Origin of the sequence: Haloactinomyces albus (assembly GCF_031458135.1) — a bacterium.
Classification (GTDB): domain Bacteria; phylum Actinomycetota; class Actinomycetes; order Mycobacteriales; family Pseudonocardiaceae; genus Haloactinomyces; species Haloactinomyces albus.
Window position 1 is genome coordinate 218,999 of sequence record NZ_JAVDXW010000001.1, and the last position, 19,348, is coordinate 238,346.

The 19,348-nt window shown below is 65.5% G+C and carries 20 protein-coding genes; 8 read left to right on the plus strand and 12 right to left on the minus strand.

Features of this window, described 5'->3' with window-relative positions; genetic code table 11:
* Window positions 1-104 precede the first annotated feature (104 nt).
* Together JOF55_RS01065 and JOF55_RS01070 are read left to right on the plus strand one after the other, a co-directional pair.
* Window positions 105-1,028 carry a hypothetical protein gene (locus JOF55_RS01065; RefSeq protein WP_310268135.1) on the plus strand — a complete coding sequence of 308 codons (924 nt, stop codon included), beginning with the start codon at window positions 105-107 and terminating at the stop codon, window positions 1,026-1,028.
* Window positions 1,025-1,531 (plus strand): hydrogenase maturation protease, encoded by a 507-nt coding sequence (locus tag JOF55_RS01070; protein WP_310268138.1) that lies wholly within the window; start codon window positions 1,025-1,027, stop codon window positions 1,529-1,531. The genes JOF55_RS01065 and JOF55_RS01070 overlap by 4 nt, the downstream gene beginning before the upstream one ends.
* A gap of 265 nt (window positions 1,532-1,796) precedes the next feature.
* On the opposite strand, the gene JOF55_RS01075 is transcribed toward JOF55_RS01070, so the two are convergent.
* The 8 genes from JOF55_RS01075 to JOF55_RS01110 all read right to left on the minus strand — a co-directional run bounded on the left by JOF55_RS01075 (window position 1,797) and on the right by JOF55_RS01110 (window position 8,135).
* Window positions 1,797-2,621 carry a hydrogenase maturation protease gene (locus JOF55_RS01075; protein ID WP_310268141.1) on the minus strand — a complete coding sequence of 275 codons (825 nt, stop codon included), beginning with the start codon at window positions 2,619-2,621 and terminating at the stop codon, window positions 1,797-1,799.
* Complete coding sequence (locus tag JOF55_RS01080; RefSeq protein WP_310268144.1) at window positions 2,618-3,352, minus strand: DUF6084 family protein; 735 nt, start codon at window positions 3,350-3,352, stop codon at window positions 2,618-2,620. The genes JOF55_RS01075 and JOF55_RS01080 overlap by 4 nt, the downstream gene beginning before the upstream one ends.
* Window positions 3,349-3,558 carry a hypothetical protein gene (locus JOF55_RS01085; RefSeq protein WP_310268148.1) on the minus strand — a complete coding sequence of 70 codons (210 nt, stop codon included), beginning with the start codon at window positions 3,556-3,558 and terminating at the stop codon, window positions 3,349-3,351. The genes JOF55_RS01080 and JOF55_RS01085 overlap by 4 nt, the downstream gene beginning before the upstream one ends.
* 39 nt (window positions 3,559-3,597) lie before the next feature.
* A complete protein-coding gene (locus JOF55_RS01090) occupies window positions 3,598-4,230 on the minus strand; it encodes a DUF5947 family protein (RefSeq protein WP_310268151.1) in 633 nt (210 codons plus the stop codon).
* A 5-nt stretch (window positions 4,231-4,235) separates the two neighbouring features.
* A complete protein-coding gene (locus JOF55_RS01095) occupies window positions 4,236-4,784 on the minus strand; it encodes a NifU-related iron-sulfur-binding protein (protein ID WP_310268154.1) in 549 nt (182 codons plus the stop codon).
* Window positions 4,785-4,800: 16 nt separating this feature from the next.
* The gene (locus JOF55_RS01100) at window positions 4,801-6,591 is read right to left on the minus strand and encodes a nickel-dependent hydrogenase large subunit (protein WP_310268157.1); all 1,791 of its coding nucleotides are present in this window, start codon (window positions 6,589-6,591) and stop codon (window positions 4,801-4,803) included.
* Entirely contained in the window at window positions 6,588-7,655 is a 1,068-nt protein-coding gene (locus JOF55_RS01105; RefSeq protein ID WP_310268161.1) for an NADH-quinone oxidoreductase subunit B family protein, read from the minus strand. Before JOF55_RS01105 ends, JOF55_RS01100 begins: the two co-directional genes overlap by 4 nt.
* 297 nt (window positions 7,656-7,952) lie before the next feature.
* Window positions 7,953-8,135: a hypothetical protein gene (locus JOF55_RS01110; RefSeq protein ID WP_310268164.1), complete on the minus strand. Its 183-nt coding sequence runs from the start codon at window positions 8,133-8,135 to the stop codon at window positions 7,953-7,955.
* A gap of 275 nt (window positions 8,136-8,410) precedes the next feature.
* Here JOF55_RS01110 and JOF55_RS01115 point away from each other — a divergent pair, with 275 nt between their 5' ends.
* Together JOF55_RS01115 and JOF55_RS01120 are read left to right on the plus strand one after the other, a co-directional pair.
* On the plus strand, window positions 8,411-9,934 hold the full coding sequence (locus tag JOF55_RS01115; protein ID WP_310268167.1) for a long-chain-fatty-acid--CoA ligase: 1,524 nt from the start codon (window positions 8,411-8,413) through the stop codon (window positions 9,932-9,934).
* Window positions 9,935-10,059: 125 nt separating this feature from the next.
* Window positions 10,060-11,061, plus strand: a complete 1,002-nt coding sequence (locus JOF55_RS01120) for a phosphotriesterase family protein (protein ID WP_374727197.1) — start codon at window positions 10,060-10,062, stop codon at window positions 11,059-11,061.
* A gap of 25 nt (window positions 11,062-11,086) precedes the next feature.
* On the opposite strand, the gene JOF55_RS01125 is transcribed toward JOF55_RS01120, so the two are convergent.
* Window positions 11,087-11,557, minus strand: coding sequence for a hypothetical protein (locus JOF55_RS01125; RefSeq protein ID WP_310268173.1), 471 nt, complete (start codon window positions 11,555-11,557; stop codon window positions 11,087-11,089).
* Between the two features lie 6 nt (window positions 11,558-11,563).
* On the minus strand, window positions 11,564-11,965 hold the full coding sequence (locus JOF55_RS01130) for a ChaB family protein (protein WP_374727343.1): 402 nt from the start codon (window positions 11,963-11,965) through the stop codon (window positions 11,564-11,566).
* Between the two features lie 139 nt (window positions 11,966-12,104).
* On the opposite strand from JOF55_RS01130, the gene JOF55_RS01135 reads away from it, so the two are divergent.
* The 3 genes from JOF55_RS01135 to nhaA all read left to right on the plus strand — a co-directional run bounded on the left by JOF55_RS01135 (window position 12,105) and on the right by nhaA (window position 16,077).
* Window positions 12,105-13,742 (plus strand): RecQ family ATP-dependent DNA helicase, encoded by a 1,638-nt coding sequence (locus tag JOF55_RS01135; protein WP_310268178.1) that lies wholly within the window; start codon window positions 12,105-12,107, stop codon window positions 13,740-13,742.
* A gap of 112 nt (window positions 13,743-13,854) precedes the next feature.
* On the plus strand, window positions 13,855-14,313 hold the full coding sequence (locus JOF55_RS01140) for a DUF6098 family protein (RefSeq protein ID WP_310268183.1): 459 nt from the start codon (window positions 13,855-13,857) through the stop codon (window positions 14,311-14,313).
* A 465-nt stretch (window positions 14,314-14,778) separates the two neighbouring features.
* Window positions 14,779-16,077, plus strand: a complete 1,299-nt coding sequence (gene nhaA, locus JOF55_RS01145; protein WP_310268186.1) for a Na+/H+ antiporter NhaA — start codon at window positions 14,779-14,781, stop codon at window positions 16,075-16,077.
* A 73-nt stretch (window positions 16,078-16,150) separates the two neighbouring features.
* Here the strand turns inward: nhaA and JOF55_RS01150 are convergent, their stop codons facing one another.
* Both JOF55_RS01150 and JOF55_RS01155 read right to left on the minus strand, forming a co-directional pair.
* Entirely contained in the window at window positions 16,151-16,978 is an 828-nt protein-coding gene (locus tag JOF55_RS01150) for an MBL fold metallo-hydrolase (protein WP_310268190.1), read from the minus strand.
* Window positions 16,979-17,175: 197 nt separating this feature from the next.
* Window positions 17,176-17,736 carry a helix-turn-helix domain-containing protein gene (locus tag JOF55_RS01155; protein ID WP_310268193.1) on the minus strand — a complete coding sequence of 187 codons (561 nt, stop codon included), beginning with the start codon at window positions 17,734-17,736 and terminating at the stop codon, window positions 17,176-17,178.
* Window positions 17,737-17,801: 65 nt separating this feature from the next.
* On the opposite strand from JOF55_RS01155, the gene JOF55_RS01160 reads away from it, so the two are divergent.
* On the plus strand, window positions 17,802-19,031 hold the full coding sequence (locus JOF55_RS01160) for a benzoate/H(+) symporter BenE family transporter (protein ID WP_310268196.1): 1,230 nt from the start codon (window positions 17,802-17,804) through the stop codon (window positions 19,029-19,031).
* Window positions 19,032-19,348: the final 317 nt, after the last annotated feature.

Below are 19,348 nucleotides of genomic sequence, written 5' to 3' on the forward strand. Positions count from 1 at the left end.
CTTGCGCTTCCAACCGACCACCGCTGTTGCGACGATGTGTACTTGAGCACACACTGCCAGTGCACGAGGCATCAGGCGGAAACGGACCCGAAGGAGGTGGCGGGGTGACCGTGGACATGGCCCGCGCCGTGGCCGACGCCGTACTGTTCGAGGGCTACCTCCTCTACCCGTACCGCGCCTCGGCGCTGAAGAACCGGATGCGCTGGCAGTTCGGGGTTCTCGCGCCACGCACCGCCGATTCCTCGGAAACGTGGTACGCGCGCACCGAGTGCCTGGTCGAGCCCGCTGTGGAGCCGACACTCGACCTCCTGGTGCGCTTCCTGCAGCTACGCTGCCGGGACAATGGATCCGTCCCCGACGAGGGGGTGGTCCGGGAAGTCGACGTGTCCGTGCGTCTCGATCGGTTCGACGCGGAGCACGAGGTGCCCTTCGAACTCCCCGGTGGGGAGGACACCGACGGCAACATCACCTGCCGTACGTGGCCGTTGTCCGGGATGATCCGCCTCGGCGTCGAGGGGTTCGAGGAACTCGGCGAACTGCAGAAGGTGCGGATCACGGTGGAGAACCACACGCCGTGGGACCAGGGGCCCTCGGTGGAACGGGATGTCATGCTGCGCCGTTCGTTGGTCTCGGCGCACACATTGCTGGCCATGCGTGGTGGCTCGTTCGTCTCCCTGCTCGAGCCTCCGGACTGGGCGAGCCCTGCCGCCGAATCCTGCCGCAACAAGCACACCTGGCCCGTTCTGGTCGGTGAGCACGGGAAACGCGATGTCATGCTGTCCTCACCGATCATCCTCTACGACTACCCTGCCGTGGCGCCGGAAAGCCCCGGTGACCTGTTCGACGCCGCCGAGATCGACGAGATACTCACGCTGCGCACGATGACGCTGACCGACGAGGAGAAGCGGGAGGCCAGGGCCACCGATCCGAGGGCGGCGGCGATCATCGACCGCACCGAGAACCTGCCGAGCGAGGTCCTCGAGCAACTGCACGGCTCGGCGCGGATTCTCCCCGGAGACGAGACATGAGCACACGCGTTCTCGCTGCGGGAATCGGCAACGTGTTCCTCGGCGATGATGGCTTCGGCGTGGAGGTCGCCGGGCGATTGACGGCGGAACCGATGCCCGAGGGCGTGTATGCCGCGGACTTCGGAATCCGCGGCATGCACCTGGCTTATGAACTGCTGCAGGGATACGACGGCGTGCTCCTCGTCGATGCACTGCCCCGCGGCGGTGAACCGGGGACCCTGTACGTGCTCGAACCCGACCTCGATGCCGTCGAACCCATCGGGCCGGAAACGAACGGTCCCGCTATGGACGCGCACGGGATGACTCCGGACGCCGTGCTGTCCTTGTGCAAAACACTCGGAGGCAACATCGGCCGGGCTCTCGTGGTCGGTTGCGAGCCTGCCGACTGCTCGGAACGCATGGAACTGTCCGAACCGGTCGCGGCAGCGGTCGACACAGCGGTGGCGAAGGTACACGAGTTGCTCACCGAACTCGTCGGAACAGCACACCGTGTGGCAGGCTGACCGAAAGCCACGGACCGGCCCGCCCGTTCTCCCGAACGTGTTCTTCCGACCGCACGTGCTGCGGCGTGATGCCGGGCATCACGCCGCAGCACGGTCTCGTTCTTCGCATTGACGGCGAGTGCCCCGCTCACATGGTTTCCGCCTTCACATACCGCGTGATTTCCGGCATCTGGACCGCAATCGACGCCACGAAGGCAAGAGTGAGGGCACCGACCGCGACACGCACGGCGACGGGCGAAATGTAAATGCCGTTTTTCATGGAAGCTCACTTCCCAACTTTCGATTCTCGAACGGCCAGTAGCTCGTCCAGGAGCGACTCGACGAGTGGGACCGAGTCGTCGAGGGCTTCGCGGACCGGCGTGCTCATCTTCGTATCCACGTCGTTGTCCCCGCTGTTCACGGACGACACCGGTGCACAGTCGACGAGGAGGATGCGCCGGCATCGGGTTCCCAACCGGTGGGCAAGCGCGAGAGCCCGGAGGGAATCGGGCGCGCCGGATGCCGCGGCGGCTTCCTCGATCTCGGACGCGCCCGGTTCGGTGACGGACAAGGTGCCCGGCACGCACCCCCGCGATGCCGTGGAGAGCAGCACCGCGGCGTCGTAGTCATCCTGCAGGGACCGGGCCAGATCCGCCATGCGGATGCCGAAGTCCACGACGTGCACTCCCTGCGGAAGGTGCCGTTGACGCATCCGGTCGATCACTTCCGGGCCGAAGGCGCAGTCGGCGAGGAACGTGTCCCCGAGTCCTGCCACCAGAATCCGCGAGCCGGGAGGCCCCCCACCGGAGACCTCACCCAGCGGCTCCAGCTCCTCCGGAGTGAAGAAGAAGCGGTGCCCGATCTGACTCATCGCCCCGAGGTCGCGTCCCGGGTCACCGTCGAGCATGACCACCACGTATGTCCGCCCTTCGGCGTCCCGCTCGACTCGCTCGACCTCGGCGGTCCGGTCGACGAGTGTCAGGTCGACGATATCGGCACGGTGCAGCGGTCGCAGTCGAACGCGGCTTCCTCTGCCCAGCGCGACTCCGTTCACCACCACGGTGGCCGGTCCGGGCTCCTGCAGGTCGGCCCAGTCTCCCATGGTGTTCATTCCGTCTCGATTCTTCCTGCTGCGCCGGTGTCGGACTCGGCCTGCGCAAGCAGGACGTCGACAGTCTCGTTCCAGCTTGCCAGCGCATGGCCTGTTTTGTAGGCATACAGCCGCTCGAAGGTGTCTCCGGACAGCCGCAGCCAGGAATGCCCGGGTGAGCACTGCTCCATCACTTCCTGCCACAGTCGCCCCGGCATCGAGAACGTCGTGTCGCTGGACCAGGAGATCTGCGCGGTACGCAGTTGCCCGCCCTCGCCGGTGTGGAAAATGGTGCCACTGAACAGGAAATCGAGCGGTACGTCACCGTCGCGCACAGCGTGGAAATACTTGGTGACGGCCAACTCCACGTCGTGGCTGCACGCCACCGGCAGGTCCACGACCGTGCTGTCGGTGAACGGTGGGACGACGATGGTCGTACGCGTCCACGGCAGCGCCCGCATCGTGGTGCCCCATTGCTGTGGCTGCCCGAAGAGCTCGGCCAGCATCTCCTTCTGCACAGTGTCGTAGCGCCGCCGCGCGGCGGCGACCCGAACCTCCGTGGTGAGGGTGATGGACCGGATCGGGCCACCACCGTATCGACTGATGTCGAGCCCGAAGTTGAGCGTGGGCACGGCCGCGAAGCGCACCGGCTCCACACCGGTGACCGTGAAGGACAGTTCCGGCACACTGGGTTCGCCGCCCGGCCCCGATGGGGCCGGGGCCGGTCCGGCGTGGTGCTGTCCGGCTGTCATGGTGGCGACAGGTTCGGCATGACCGACAGGATCGGGTTCTTCGGCTTCGGCCGGACACCGGTGGACCGCCTGGCCGTCGATTTCCCGTTGGGCAGATGCCCCGGTTGCTTCCGGTAATTGCCCTCCGCATTTCCCTCCCGGACACCACGGGTGTGCGATGGCTTGTCGTGGCTCACGTGGGGTTTGCCCACTTTGATCGATGCCATGTCATTCCTTTCCATGACAGCGGGAATACTTCTCCGCCGTCACTGGGGCAGATCCTCGAAGAACCGCTCGACGTGCTGCCAGACCTCCGTCCCTCCGGTGAAGCCCTTCCAGTGCGTGCGCACCAGTGCCACCAGCCGATAGCAATCGTCCACGGGAAGCAGCCAATGCTGCCGTGCTTCGCCGAGGCGATTGATCAGCAACGCCTCCACATCGCTGTCCATACCGGACAAAACGGGGTTGGAGGCTGTGATCTCCTGCCATGTTTCGGCTTCCAGGACCGACTGCATCATCCCCATGGGGTTGGGGTAGAAGGCCGTGACCTGATCCGCGGCACTGCTGTGGACGAGGAAAGCAAGACCGACCGGGATGCCCAGACTCGCCCACATCACGTCGTCGAGGTCGAATTCGTCCAGCCGACGCGGCCGGGAGCGAATGAGCCGATAATGTCCACCACCGGCTGCCTGATGATCGAACAGGATTCCGCAGGCTCGGCATGCGCAGGAGACGGTTCCCGTGGAAACGTCGAGCAGGTGCCGGTGGGTGGCGGTGGGCATCGGCTCGGCGCACAAGTCACAGTGTTCCTCGGAACTCTCCGCCGAGGAGCCCCGGACCGAGGTGACGGGCCGTTGCGCGAACTGGCGCAGCCGGGACGTGGCGAGTGGGCTCGGCATCACGATCACCCGGTCTCCGCGACCCGTCCGCCCGAAAAGAGCGCCTCGACCGGGATCACCGCGGCCGTCTCCGATGTCGCTTCCTCGGCCTCGACCCGTTCGATGTCGGGGGCCGCCTTGGCGATCGCCTCTTCCACGGCGAGTCGCAGCTTCTCGACCGTGGACGGACAGCCCTGGACCTCGATGCGAACCCGGACCACCCCGTCGGCCACCTCGGCCAGGTGTATCTCGCCACCGTGGGACCCGAGCGAGTGACGCACCTCCTCCAGCGCCTGCTGTACCCGGGTCTCGGTGTCCACGGGGTGCAGATCGTGGACCAAAAGCAGGTGGGAGACCAGTTCGTCGGTGGCCAGCGCCTCGGTCACCTCACCGTGGCCGGATTCCTCGATACACTGCATCACCCGAGCGAGGCAGTCGCCGTAGACGGCGACGAGCGTCTCCACCGCCTCCACGGCCCGGGCACCGGTGATCGCTTCCGGCTGGGACTCGAGCGCGGAGAGCGCCGATTCGACTCGGCGCACCTGCTCCCTGGCTTGCTCATTGTCCCACGGCATCGCCAACCACCTTCCGCTACGCGCCTGCGCCGAACATCGGCGAGTGGCTCTGCTGATCGAGGAGCCTGCCCTCGCCGGTGTACATGTGCACACCGCAGGGCAGGCACGGGTCGAAGCTGCGGACCGTGCGCATGATGTCGATGCCCTTGAAGTTGTCCGGCCCGTTCTCCTCGAAGATGGGCTGTCCCTGCACGGCGTCCTCGTAGGGGCCGGGCGTGCCGTAGTTGTCCCGAGGGCTGCCGTTCCACGGTGTCGGCGGGTACGGGTGGTAGTTCGCGATCTTGCCGTCCTTGATCACGAGGTGGTGCGAGAGCACTCCGCGCACGGCCTCGTGGAACCCGACCCCGATGGCCTCGTCCGGCACGGTGAAGTCCTCGAACACCTTGGTGTTCCCGGACCGCACCTCCGCCATTGCCTTGTCCAGGAAGTGCTGGGCCATCGCCGCAGCGTAGGCGACGAAGTACAACCGGGCGCGGTTTCGTTCGAGGGTGTTCGGGAACGACGGCGGCCGCCATTCCAGCTGCATGTCCGGCAGCGACTGGCCCTTGGGCACGTCGATCTCGACGCTGTGCCCGGTCGAGCGCACGTAGGGAGTGTTGACCAGGCCGGACAGCGCGGTGGACCACAGCCGCGCCAGCGGACCGCCACCACTGTCCAGGGCCAGGTGGTCGCCGGTGCGCTGGTCGTACCAGCGGGGGGACATCACCCAGCTGTACTTGCCGCCCTCGAGGTCTCGCTTCTGCGGTGCGGGCAACGTGGTCTGGTTCCAGGGGTGATGCTGGTCGACCGGGTTACCGACCGGGTCGCGGGAAACGAAGGTTTCCTCGTTCGTCCAGTCCTCGTAATAGGAGTTGCCGACCAGAATCCGCATCCCGAGGTTGATGTCGATCAGATTGTTGGTGACGAGTTCGTTGTCGACGATGATCCCGGGGGTGACGTACATGTCCTTACCCCAGTTGTTCATGGTCCGGTACTGATAGTCGACCGAATCGGGGTTCTGGAAGCATCCCCAGCAGCCGAGCAGGGTACGTCGTCTGCCGACCTCCTCGTAGCCGGGCAGCGCCTCGTAGAAGAAGTCGAAGACATCGTCGTTCATGGCGACGCCCTGCTTGACGAAGTCCAGAACGCGAACCAGCCGGACCTGGTAGTCGGTGAACACCTGTGGCGTGGCCACCGTGCCGACCCCGCCTGGATACAAGGTCGAGGGGTGCACGTGCCGCCCCTCCATCAGGCAGCACATCTCGCGGGTCACGCGGCTCATTTCCAGTGCCTGCTTGTACATCGCGCCCTCGAAAGGATTGAACGAGCGCATGATGTCGGCGATGGTCCGGTAGCCGTGAATGTGGCCGCGCGGAGCCTCGGTCTGCTCGGCCCGGGCGAGCACGCTCGGGTTGGTTTCGGAGACCATCTTCTCGGAGTAGTCGATGAAGACCATGTTGTCCTGGAAGATGGTGTGGTCGAACATGAACTCGGCCGCCTCCCCGAGATTCATGATCCATTCGCCCAGGGGCGGCGTCTTGACGCCGTAGGCCATGTTCTGCGCATAGATCGAGCAGACAGCGTGATTGTCACCGCAGATACCGCAGATCCGACTGGTGATGAAATGCGAATCGCGCGGGTCCTTCCCCTTCATGAAGACGCTGTAACCGCGGAAGAGCGAGGATGTGCTCTTGCATTCCTCGACTCGCTGATTCGCAAAATCGACCTTCGTGTAGATCCCGAGGTTGCCGATGATGCGAGTGATCGGATCGAACGCCACATCCACGAGGTTGCGCTGATCGGATCCTGCGGTCTTCTGCTGGGTCATACCTGGTTCCTTCCTGGGGCCTGGTTCGGCCACCGCGGCTGGTAACCGCTGGTCAGTTCGGGGCCGTTGTGATGCCACTTGGGCTCTCGGTTCGCGTTTTTGTTGGTGAACCCGCGCATCGCTCGAATGAAGGGGCCGTATGCCTTCAACAGCGCCGAGGACAGGGTTCCGCCGGGTGGCTCGTCCATGAAGGGCATGAACTTGTCCGGGAACCCCGGCATCGTGCAGGCGATGCAGATACCGCCGACGTTCGGGCAGCCACCGATTCCGTCCATCCAGCCACGCTTGGTGACGTTGCAGTTGACCACCGGACCCCAGCAGCCGATCTTCACCTGACACTTCGGCGAGTTGTAATCCCCGGCGAAGTCCGCCTGCTCGTAGTAGGCAGCACGATCGCAGCCTTCGTGTACCGTCTTGCCGAACAGCCAGGTCGGGCGCAGTTGAGCGTCCAGCGGGATCGGCGGTGCCAGCCCGGCAGCCTGGTGCAGGACCCACAACAGGGTCTCCATGAAGTTGTCCGGCTGGATCGGGCACCCCGGTACATTCACGATCGGGAGCCCGCCCGCCGAGCGGAAGTTCTCACCGAGGTAATCCGCGAGGCCCATGCAGCCGGTGGGATTGCCCGCCATCGCATGGATGCCGCCGTAGGTGGCACAGGTACCGGCCGCCACCACCGCCCAGGCCTGGGGCGCGAGCCGATCGATCCACTCGTTGACGGTGATCGGTTCCCCGGTATCGGGATCGTTGCCCATCGCCGTCCAGTACCCGTCGCCATTGATCCTCTCGTTGGGGATCGACCCCTCCATCACGAAGATGAACGGCCCCAATTCCCCGCGGGCGGCCTGGTGGAACGCGTCCATGAAGTCGTCCCCGGTCTCGTAGGCCAGCACCTTGTTGTGCAGATGCACCTTCGGCAGCCCCGGAACCGTCCCCAGCACCACGTCTTCGATACTCGGCAACGACGCGTTGGTCATCGAGACCGTGTCGCCATCGCAGCTCATGCCCTCCGAGGTCCACAGAATGTGGATCTCGTCATAGCCCGGCGTCATCGGTTCAACGCTCATGTGCCGCTCCTTACGATCATGGGGCCTCGCGCTGTCCGCTTCCTGATGGTTCCGCGGGGACGGCGATATCCGACCGGCCGCGGCGGCGACCTCGCTTTTCAACCGTAGAACCGAAAAGACCACACCGCAGCGCGATTCGTCGATTGTGGATACCATTCGCGAAAAACGAAGTCTGCTGTGCGACAGTGATCTTTGCGATGTTCTCATCGAACCGGCATTCGACGCCGCGATCGCGATACGCGGACTTTTCTCGAAAATTTTCGGTACACAGTGCTCGCTGCCGCGAACGTCGGACTCCTACCCTGCGAACAGGTGCCGGAAGAACGTGGTCAGCGCTTCCGTGATCATCGTCAGTGTCCCGACGAGCAGATCCCATCCACGGTGCACGGTGTCGGCGGCACCGATCGGGTCGCGGACCACCAGAAATCCGACCACGACCACGGCAAGGGCACTCAGCACGAGCGCGCTCTTACGATCCACGTCGGATCCTCCCTACCTGGTGAGCGGATGATGCTTCGGTACGGCACGCACGAGACGACGATAACCGTGCCGGGCCCCGATCATCCGGCAGGCCGCACCGATCGGGGTGTGTGCGACACGCCTTCGCAAGTGAAGCAGCCTTGCGTCCCGACATCGCTTCCCGGTACGACACGGCGAATCAGCACCGACCGAGGTGCTCTTCCCGAGACCTTGATGACATACCGACCAGACGGTACGTTATATGACGCACATCACCTTACACACCGGGAGCAGTCTTGACCTTCAACCTAGCCACGATGCTGCGCGAGTCGGCACAGGCCACTCCCGAGAAGGCCTGCGTCATCGCCAACGAGGCGACGCTGTCCTATGCGCAGGTCGACGAGATCTCCGGCCGCATCGCAACCAGCCTGCTCGGGCTCGGCCTTCAACCCGGGGACAAGGTGGCGGTGCAGCTACCGAACCTGCCGCAGTTCCTCTTCACCTACTTCGGGGCGATGAAGGCCGGTCTGGTCATGGTCCCGCTCAATCCGCTGCTGCGGGCACCGGAGATCGCCTATCACCTGCAGGATTCCGACGCGAGGGTCCTCATCACGTTCGAGACGTTCGCCGAGGAAGCACTCCAGGGCGCGCAACAGGCCGACGGCATGCCCACCTACGTCGTCAACCTCCCCGGCAGCGACCGGCGTCCCGAGGGCACCAGGCACTTCGACGAACTGTACTTCGCCGACGACAACCGCGACATCGCCCCGACGAACGCCGACGACACCGCGGTTCTGCTCTACACCAGCGGTACCACCGGCAATCCCAAGGGAGCCGAGCTCACCCACTTCCAACTGTTCATGAATTGCACGACGGCGGGTGAACTGTTCGGCTTCCGAGACGACGACATCGGCCTGGCCGTGCTGCCGTTCTTCCACGTCTTCGGCCTGTCCAGCGTGCTCAACACCACGATTCGCTTCGGCGGCACGATGGTGTTGGTGCCTCGCTTCGAGATCGAACCGGTCGTCGACGCCATCGAAAAGCACCGCTGCACCATCTTCTCCGGTGTCCCGACGATGTACCTCGGGTTGCTGCAGACCGACACCAGCGACCGCGATCTGAGCTCGCTGCGCGTCGGCGTCAGCGGAGGTGCCGCGATCCCCGGACAGGCCATCAAGGCATTCGAGGAGAAGTTCCCGGGGGTGGTGGTCCTCGAGGGCTACGGGCTGTCGGAGAGCGCGAGCACGACGACGTTCAATGTCAGCGCCGAGCAGCGCAAGGTGCTGTCGATCGGCAAGCCGATCTGGGGCGTCGAGGTCAGGATCGTCGACGATGACGGCAAGGAACTTCCTGCCGGTGAGGAGCACGTCGGCGAGATCGTCATCCGCGGGCACAACATGATGAAGGGCTACTACAAGAAGCCGGAGGCGACCGCGGAGGCCTTCCGCAACGGCTGGTTTCACACCGGCGATCTCGCCCACGCCGACTCCGACGGCTACCTGTTCGTCGTCGACCGCAAGAAGGACCTGGTCATCCGCGGTGGATACAACGTCTATCCGCGCGAAGTCGAGGAGGTCCTCTACGCACACCCGTCCATCTCCGAGGCCGCCGTCATCGGCAAGCCGGACGAGAAACTCGGCGAAGAGATCGTGGCCGTGGTCGCGCTCGAGTCCGATGCGACCACGGCACCGGATGAGATCATCGCATACTGCCGGGAACGGATCGCGGCCTACAAATACCCACGCGAGGTGCGCGTCCTCGATGCGCTGCCCAAGGGTCCGACCGGCAAGATCCTGAAGAAGCAGCTACGCGACTCGTGACGGTGGTGCCGACTCCGCATCCCACCCCGCCTCGCTTTCCGTGAGCTCCGGGACGCGAGGCCGTTCCCGTCCCATTCCGGACAAGCCCCCACAGTGCTTCGTCTTTTCCCAAGGGGAGGTCTCCGTTGCCTCATGTCCAGACAGTCCGCGGCCCCGTGGACTCCGCTGAGCTCGGCCGCACCTACATGCACGAGCACGTCTTCGTGCTCAGTGCCGACGTACAGCAGAACCACCCCGACGAGTGGGGCCATGAGGACGATCGCGTTGTCGACGCCGTGCGAAGACTGAAGGAACTCGCAGCGCAGGGTGTGCGCACCATCGTCGATCCGACCGTCATCGGTCTCGGTCGCTACATCCCGCGCATTCAGCGCATCGCCGAGCAGGTGCCGGAGCTCAACATCGTCGTCGCGACCGGCTGTTACACCTACGACGACGTCCCGTTCTTCTTCCACCACCGCGGTCCCGCCCTCAGCGAGGCGCTCGGCACGGAGGTACCGGACCCGATGGTCGACATGTTCGTCGGCGATATCACCGACGGGATCGCCCGGACCGGGGTCAAGGCAGGTCTGCTGAAGTGCGCGATCGACAAGCAGGGACCGACAGCGGGTGTGGAACGGGTCATGCGTGCCGTTGCCGGGGCACACCTGCGGACCGGTACGCCGATCACCGTGCACACCCACCCCGGCTCCCACAGCGGCCGCGAGGTCAAGCGCGTGCTGTGCGAGGAGGAAGGCGTCGAACCTCGACGGATCGTGCTGGGTCACAGCGGGGACACCACCGACGCCGACCATCTCACCGAACTCGCAGAAGCAGGCTTTGTCCTGGGCATGGATCGCTTCGGGCTCAATCTCGAAACCACGTTCGAAGCTCGGGCCGACGTGGTCGTGGAGATGTGCCGGCGCGGTTTCGCCGAGAGCATGGTGCTGTCGCATGACGCATCCTGCTACATCGACTGGGTCGATCCGAACGTCATGGCGCTTCTGCCGCAGTGGCATTACCTGCATCTTGAGCAGGATGTGCTGCCCTACCTGCGCGAGAGCGGCGTCACCGAGGAGCAGATCACCACCATGCTCGTCGACAACCCGCGTCGCTACTTCGAGACCGCTTCGGTCAGCGAGGCCCGGTGAGAACACGACAAGCGGGACGGGCAGCTCAGGCGTCCTCGCGTTCCGGGTTTTCCAACTGGAAGAAGTTGCTCTGCTGCCCGTCCTTCTTCGTCTCCTGGTACAGGAAGTTCAGCTTGCGCTCGTCGAACGCGGCGAACCAGTCCTCCCAGTTCACCTCCTGCAGGTCCTGCCCGCCATAGCCGGGGAAATCGAACCGGAGCACTCCCGGATGATCATCGTGCTCGCTACCGGGCACCGTCGCCGGCTGCGCGTTGCGCTCATCGGCCCACTTGCGGATCACGTCGTGATTGGTCGTCACCAAGCTGCGCCCGTCGCGATCGGGGCGCTGATCGGTCGAGGTGATCTCCTGGGCATAACTCAGCGACTTCGACGATTCGGGCCCTGTTCGCACTCCGCTTTCGGTGTCGTTGCGGTCGGCCATCATGTGGACCTCCTCGTCACTGTCGGGCTCACCGCTTCGCTTCCAGGGTTGCCCCCGGGGCCCGGAACCAACCATCGCCTCTCATTGTTGCCGGGCCTGGCGGGTCTGCTGACCGCTCTTCTTCTGCAGTGCCTCGACCAGTTGCTGCTTGTTCATCGAGGACCGCCCCGGCACGTCCAGCTCCTGGGCCCGGTCGTAGAGATGCTGCTTGCTGGCCCGAGCATCCACTCCGCCGCTGGTCGGTTTCTCACGTTTGCCCGCTCCCCGGCGTGCTTGCTCGTCCGAGGGGCCGCGCTCGGGCTTGGGCTTCCAGCGATCACCCACCTTCTCGAAGTTGTGCTTCAACGCCGCAAAAGCGGTCCGGTGGGCTCGTTGGCCCTCTCCGTACTCCTGCACAGCACTGTCGTGGGTTTTGATCCACGTTTCTTGTGCTTCCTTCGGGGACCGTTGCAAGGTCGAAGGTAATTCATCACGGGCGGGCACGGCGTTCACCTCCATTCCTGCTGTTTGCACAGGGTTTGCCCAACCCTCCCCGGCAGTAAACAGTCCGGACCGACCGGACGAAGCGTTCCGAGCCTGCGAGCACAGGTGTGGGCTCCGGACCTGCGGGTAGGAGAATCGTGTGTGCAGTGACAGGCAGGACCGCCGGAAACGTGCCGACACCGCGGAGGCCAGAAGCACCGCCCGCAGTCTGGAAGGAGTCGAACTCCGCAATGAGCAGGAGGAAGCGCTTCGCTCCCTGCTCGAGCGCGACACGCTGGTGATGCTCGCTCCGGCCGCGGGCAAGACATTGATCTACGAAGTGGCCGGTGAGCTGCTTTCCGGTCCCACCCTGGTCGTCTCCCCGACCCTGTCCCTGCAGCGCGACCAGGTAGCGACACTGCGGGAGGCCGGCTTGAGCGCCACCGCGGTCAACTCCACCATCTCCGACGGTTCCCGCAGGCGAGCTTTCCGGCAGCTGCGCGACGGGACGCTGCAGTTCCTGCTGGTCGCCCCGGAGCAACTGGCCAAGAACGCGGTACTGACCGAACTGCACCCGGCCGGTATCTCGCTGATCGTGGTCGATGAAGCGCACTGCGTCAGCGAGTGGGGACACGACTTCCGGCCCGACTATCTCGCGCTGAGCGGTGCTGCCGAGGAGCTCGGCGGCCCCCGCATGCTCGCGCTGACGGCCACGGCCTCGGAGCCGGTGCGTCAGGAGATCATCGACGGGCTCGGCATGCGAGAGCCACTCGTGGTCGCACGGGCTGTCGACCTGCCGAGCCTGCACCTGTCGGTCCGGGTCCTGCACGAGGAGGCCAGGAAGTGGGAGCTGCTCACCCAGGAGGTCGTCGAGTCGCAGGGCAGCGGCATCGTCTATGTCATCACCCGCAAGCACGCCGAGGAGTTCGCACAGTCGCTGGCCGACGCGGGAGTCGAGGCCGCCGTCTACCACGGTTCGATGCGGCGGGCCGAGCGCGATGCGGTGCAGGATGCGTTTTTCCGAGGCGAAGTGCGGGTCGTCGTGGCCACGAGCGCGTTCGGGATGGGCATCGACAAGCCCGATGTCCGCTTCGTCCTGCACGCCGATGCGCCGCCGTCGGTCGACTCCTATTACCAGCAGGTCAGCCGCGCGGGTCGGGACGGCGAACCGGCGCGAGGAGTGTTTTTCCACCGTCCCCAGGATCTGGCCTTGCCCACCCTGTTCGCCTCGGGAGGTCGGATCACCTCCGACCGGTTGGCCGAGGTGCTGCGCCTGCTGCGTTCGGAAGGTGCATCGTCGCGTTCCGAGCTGGCGCAGCGGATCGGGGTGTCCGCACGCAAGCTTGCACGCGCACTCGATGCGCTGATCCGGGTGGGTGCGGTGACGGAACTCGCCCGCAATCGGCCGGCCGCGTCCGGGGATCGCAGAAGCGCCGAGGAGCTTGCCGAGGCTGCCGAGGAGTCGATCCGGCGGTGGCAGGCTCTGCAACGCAGCCGGGTGGACATGGTGCGCCGTTATGCCGAAACCACCGGCTGCCGGCGCAGGACGCTGCTGGAGCTGCTGGGCGACATGCGAAACGAGGCGTGCCAGCGCTGCGACAACTGCGATCGTGGTCATCCCGGCGACCGGCCGACGGAGACCCTGCGTCCCGGTGACCGGGTACGGCATCCGGAGTGGGGCGACGGGGTGGTGCAGACCGCGGAGGGTGACAGCGTCGTGGTTCTGTTCGAGCACGACGTGTACCGCACGCTGTCCATTCCGGTGGTCCGCGAGCGCGGTCTGCTCACCGGCCGGTAGTCGACCGGCCGAGCCGTACTCGAGACGGGCCACCGGCCCGCTGAGTGGTTCCAGGCACCTTCGTCGTCTGAGCAAACACGATGATCCTGCTCGGTATGGGTATCCCGGGGCCATGACGACGTCGGAGGATCTGCCCGTGATACGCAGCCTCGACCGGCTCGCCGAGATCGTGCGACACGGCGATGGTGGACACGATCTCTACGTTCGCTGGTCACGGGGTCCGGACGTGGATGTGGGCTCGACGAGCCGGGACGCGCTGACCGGGGTGGAGTTACCGGGGTTGTCGGCCAATCCGTTGCGCATCGAGTCGTGGTGGGGAGGTCGTTCGCTGCGGCTGTGGGTGGCACGGCGTCTCTACGACTACGAGCATCTGCGGCGCCGCCAGCAGCAGCAGCCGAACGTGGAAGCCTGGTTGCTGCGGGGCCACGAGCTGGCTCGGGGACCGGACAACGAACCGCTGGTGCGATGCGAGGAGGCGCTGGCGTGGGTGGCCGAAGAGGCCATGCGGGAGGCGCACAGGCTCGTGGTGGAGCAGCACGGCGGTTGGCAACCGCTGAACCGGGAAGGGTGAGCCGGATCCGCGCGTATGACCGTGGGCAGTGCGGCCTCGGATGGGTGGTACGCAAGGATTCTCGCTGATCGAGGATGCCGGTGTCTCCGTTACGCGCGAGAATTTTGGCCGCCATGCGCACCGAGAAGCCACACTGGATACCGGTAGCTCGGCCTACGTCCACGCAGGCAAGACTGCCCGCGCGGGGAGGGAGTGGAGCATGCTGAGGAGGTTGGCGGCCATCATCCACGGCGCCGCCGGCTCGACGGACGCGGTGTACTGTACTTCGAGATCGCCGGTCACCGACCGGCACGCCAGGACAGTGCAGTCCGGTCCTCCGCCGGTGCCCGGCGGCCGGGCAACCGATCCCCCGTCCGTTGACGGTGCTGCGCATCGCCCGGCCGTCGGATAATGGGTCCCGAGGAACCGAGGCACCGGGTATCGTGGACTTCGTCGCGTTGGCAGGGACTCTGGCGGACGGGGCCGATGTGGCTCGCGAGCGATCACAAGCTCGCCAAGTTCGTCTTCCGCCCGCTCGTCACGTTTCTGCGTGTCGAGGCGGCCGGGGCGATCGTTCTGCTTGCGGCGACAGCCGTAGCGCTTGGGTGGGTCAACTCGCCGTGGGCCGACTCGTACCACGCACTGTTCGGTACGGAGATCGGGCTGAGCATAGGACCGTTCCAGCTGACCGGAGATCTGCACCACTGGATCAACGACGCCTTGATGGTGATCTTCTTCTTCGTCGTCGGCATGGAGATCAAGCACCATATCGTCGCGGGAGAGCTACGGGATCGCAGAACGGCTGTTGTTCCGGCCGTCGCTGCGCTGGGAGGCATGATCGTCCCCGCCGTGATCTACGCGGCCTTCAATGCGGGGGGTCCGGGCTCGGCAGGCTGGGGCATTCCGATGGCCACCGACATCGCATTCGCCCTCGGGGTCATCGCGCTCCTCGGGCCCCGGATCCCCACGGCGGCCCGGGTGTTCCTGCTGACCCTGGCCATCGTCGACGACATCGGCGCGATCACGGTCATCGCCGTCTTCTACACCGAGGACCTGTCCTTGGTCTGGTTGGCGGCTGCCGTGCTCGGCACGCTGGCCGTGGCGGGCCTGCGCCTCGTGCGTGTGTGGTCGGTGGTGCCCTATCTGCTGCTCGGCACCTTCGTCTGGTTGGCGACCTATGAATCAGGGGTGCACGCCACGATCGCGGGCGTGGTGATGGGGCTGCTGACACCGGCAGCACCACTGTTGAATCAGGAGCAGGCGCGCCGACGCGCCCGGGAAACCGCACCGGCCGAATTCGACGTCAACGAATTACGCCGCCACCAATTCCTGCTCGCCGAGTCGGTGCCCGTAGCACAGCGGCTGCAGCGCGCGCTGCATCCCTGGAGCAGCTATGTCGTACTTCCGCTGTTCGCGCTCTCCAACGCCGGTATCCCTCTCTCCGGTGAGATCCTGTCCAGTGCACTGACCTCACCGGTGACGCGAGGCATTGTCGTCGGTCTCGTTCTCGGCAAGATCAGCGGTATCGTCGCCTTCTCGTGGCTGTCGGTACGCCTGGGTTTCGGGCAGCTTCCGGAAGGCTCGACGTGGGGCATCGTCACCGGTATCGCGATGGTCGCCGGGATCGGCTTCACGGTTTCGCTGTTCATCACGACGCTTGCCTTCACCGAGGAACCGATCCTCGCCGCCGACGCGAAGGTCGGCATCCTCGGCGGATCCGTGATCGCCGCATGTCTCGGTGCTGCGATCCTCGTCCTGGCTACTCACCGAAAACACGAAGTCTGACGCAGACACACCGTCCGCTCCACACTCCGAACAGGACGATTCGCCTGCGGCGCACGAGAGCTACCGGGGATTTCTAACCGAGGTGATCGTACGCTCCGCTTACCCAGGCGATGTAGCGCTCCGCAGAGCGGCGCACGGCCGCCTTGGCACCGCTGAGCACCGTGCCGCCCGCCAACCCGTGGAGACTCTCGAACTCGTACGGCTCGAGTCGATCCACGATCCGCCGCACCAGGTTGGCGGAGAGCGGAATCCGATTCGGATAGCTGCGCATGAACGTCACCCAACCCGTATCCGCCACAGGCGCGATGGTGTCTCCGACGAGCAGGCTGCCCCGGCCTTCCGCCCCGTCGGCGACATGCGCCACGGCAGCACCGGGGAAATGGCCACCCACTTCGACAACGGTCACCCCGGGCAGGACCTGTTCGGTATCGCGCCACTCGCGGATCACCGAGTCCTCCCGCTGCACCCACTGCCGGTCCGCGGAGTGCACCAGCACCGGAACGTTCCCGAATTGGTGGCTCACACTGACCTGTGAACCGTACATGTGCGGATGACTGGCCACGATGACCGCGATCCCTCCGAGTTCGTCGATCCGGTTCACCAATGGCCGGTCGAGGTGGTTCGGCGGGTCCCACAGCAGATTGCCCTGCGGTGTTTGAACCAGGTACGTCCGCTGGCCGATGGCGAACCCCGGTTCCCGGTGGAGTCGGTGGATGGTGGGTTCCGGTCGCTCGTGCACCAGCTCATGTCCGTCCGCGGCGAGTTCCTCCAGCGTTGTCCACCACTGGCCGGTTTCGGGAACCCACTGTCGCTCGTCGGCACAGATCGGGCATGTCGCACTGGGCGGATGATCGGAATCGGAGTGCTCGACTCCGCAGGTTCCGCAGATCCAGACCGTCATGGAAACAGTCTCGGGCTTGCCCCAAGCTCGGAGTCAAGGCCTGGACAACCATCGTGTCGGTGCAGAGCTACGGCAGTACCGCGATGCCCGAGTTCTGTCCGGTGATCCAGCATTATCGCTGACCACAGGACCGCCAACGCATACGCGCCGCCATCCCGCTGTCCTCGCTGCTCCACTGCCGGGAACAGCGGGGAAGGCTATTCATCGACGTAGCGCATGACGAGTGTGCCGGATACATCGTCGTCCGGGGCTGCGTAGACGTGATCCGTTCCCCCGTCGAAGCGGATGTAGTCGCCAGGGCCGAGCGTTTCGGGGGTCGATTCCGGTCCGGTCACCAGCGTCCCGGAATGCACCAACAGTTGTTCGATCACCCTGGGGCGGTGTGCCGGGGACACGTACCGGTTCCCGGCACGCACATGAATCCGGTAGATCTCCAGTGTCCGGCCACCACTGACCGTCCGGTCCACGAGTTGCACGTCGACCGCTTGCCCGGAGAGTTCGGCCGCACCGGCCCTCCGCACCACCAGTCCGGTCTCGACCGGCGCATCGGCTTCCGTAGCCAACAGCTGCCCCAGCGGCACGTCGAGCACGGTGGCCAGTGCGTAGAGCGTTTCCAGCGTCGGGTTGCGCTGCCCGGCCTCGAGTTCGGACAGGGTGCCCTTGCCGAGTTCGGCACGGCGGGCGACTTCGGACAACGACAGGCCGCGATGGGCACGTGCCGCGCGCAGGTTCAGGCCGACGAGCTTGACCATCTCCATCACAGCCTCCTAGCATCACGGCGTTCTATAAACAGAACGAACTGCTCTCGACGATCGGACCTCCCGTGCCCCTACGTCAGCGTCTGCCGAACACGCTCCCGATCTCCGCAGTGGCAGCAGGAGGCGTGACGACGCTGGTCGGTGTCACGAGCTCTGCCGCCATCGTCTTCCAGGCAGCCAGAGCCGTTGGTGCGCGCCCGGCCGAGATCTCCTCGTGGATCCTCGCGCTCGGTATCGGCATCGGTGTCACCTCGATCGCGTTGTCCCTGCGCTATCGAGCGCCGGTCGTCATGGCCTGGTCGACGCCCGGCGCCGCGCTGCTCGCCACGAGCGCACACGGTACCCCGCTGCCCGAGGCGGTCGGAGCCTTCCTGATCACCTCGGCGCTGACCGTGCTCGTCGGAGTCACGGGGTGGTTCGAGCGTGCCGTGAACCTCATTCCTCCCTCGATCGCCTCGGCTCTGCTGGCCGGCATACTGCTGCAGTTCGGCATCGACGTGTTCACCGCGATGCGTACCCAGCCCTGGCTGGTTCTCGCGATGCTGGTGAGCTACCTGCTCTGCAAGAGGCTGCTACCGCGCTACGCGGTGCTCATCGCGCTCGCGGTGGGGACTTTGCTGACAGCCCTACGGGGATCGTTCCATCTCGACACCGTGCGCCTGGCCGTGGCTGCGCCGGTTTTCACGTGGCCGTCCTGGTCGCTGCACACGACGATCAGTCTCGCCATCCCCCTGTTCGTCATCACGATGACCTCCCAGAACCTGCCCGGTGTGGTGACGCTGCGCGCCCACGGATATCGAACCCCGGTCTCACCGATCCTGTCCTGGTCCGGCCTGACCAACCTGGTACTGGCCCCACTGGGCTGCTTCGGGATCAACCTCGCCGCGATCACGGCTGCCCTGTGCATGGGGCCCGACGCCCACGAGGACCCGGCCCAGCGCTACCGAGCCGGCATCGTCTCCGGCGTGTGCTACCTGGTACTCGGTCTGTTCGGCGCCACCCTCGGCAGTCTCATCGCCGCGTTTCCTCTCGCGCTTATCACCGCGATTGCCGGTATCGGCCTGCTGGACACCATCGGAGGATCGCTGGCGACCGCGACCGCCGAGCCCGCCACCAGGAACGCCGCACTGATTGCCTTCCTCGTCACCGCCTCCGGTGTATCGGTTCTCGGCATCGCCTCGGTCTTCTGGGGACTGATCGCAGGAATCGGCGCCCACCTGCTCCTCGGCCGCCCCACAAACCCCTCGGACACTCCGCGGAAAGGAGAGCATCAGACCACGCAGTACTTCCGATAATTCTCGATCCGTGTCCTCAGTAGCAGGTTTCCGAAGAGCCACGGACCATTTCGGACTCACCGCACAAGCCAATACCACGTATTCGGCCGGAACCGAGACCACTGCAAGGAAACGCCAGTGCCAAACCTACGCATCCGCGCCCGAGCCGCGCTTGAACGGGTCCGCGAGTTCAATGCCACCAACATCGAACTCTGGAACCGTCACCTCCAGCGGCAACGTCCCTGGGAAGACGAGTGGCTGCACTGGACACAGCATCAAAACACCTGGAGACTAGCCGGCTCGATCCTCCCGCCCGTACCGAGAGCCGACCGGCGGCG